Below are 755 nucleotides of genomic sequence, written 5' to 3'. Positions count from 1 at the left end.
TCTGACAAGCAGCACTGGCGGGAGTTGGCGGGCATTCGGGTTGAACTCGCCATTCCCTCGCGACTGTCACCGCAGGATGCCCGCTCGCGTCTTGGCAACGAGATGATCACGGCCTTTTCAATTGGGAGCAAATCTTTCCCCGATCTATGGAGTAAAGATACGCCGCCCGATATTCAGATCCACGTCGGCGGCGCAAACGCGGGTTTCACGTCACTGAACGCCGCGCTCGATTATCTACAAGCGCACCCGCAGGAAAGCGTGTGGGTGATGAACTGGGACGCGCCGAGCTGCCCTCCGAAAGATGGTCAGATCAACGAGAATCTCGTGGCACTGTTTCTCGCTGGCCCGAACTTCAACACCGAGCGTGAGCCGCTTGCATGGATCGGGAAAGCGGCGACCGGCAACACACAAGACTTTACGCCGAAGGTTGGTGCGCCACGAACCGTGCAAGCATGGAAAGCCACGATCGAGCACGCTGCCAAAAATGCCGGTATCAGTGCTGCTGACCTCCAGTACGTCGTTCACGATGCCGGGAAAGGCGGCGACGCAGCGTCAGCGCGGTTGGCCGCGCTTTCGCAATCGTTGACGGAGACGCTGCCCGAATATGACTACATGAAACAGACGTTCAATACCGCGGCGTTGCTCGGCGATATGGGAACGGGCAGTGCGCTGACCGATGTTGTCTTGGCGATCGGCCGCATCAATCACTTCGGTGGCAATGCGCTCGTTGCCGGCACAACGGATGCTCAGCATCC

The 755-nt window shown here is 59.1% G+C and carries 1 protein-coding gene; it reads left to right on the top strand.

The genetic code is table 11. The features are described 5' to 3' along the window. Positions 1-755: hypothetical protein (locus tag ACFTXQ_RS36735; RefSeq protein ID WP_382650053.1), on the top strand; the 755-nt coding region annotated here is incomplete at both ends.

The organism is Streptomyces sp. NPDC057010 (assembly GCF_042673805.1).
GTDB lineage: Bacteria > Actinomycetota > Actinomycetes > Streptomycetales > Streptomycetaceae > Streptomyces.
This window is presented reverse-complemented; position numbering and strand designations above follow the sequence as displayed.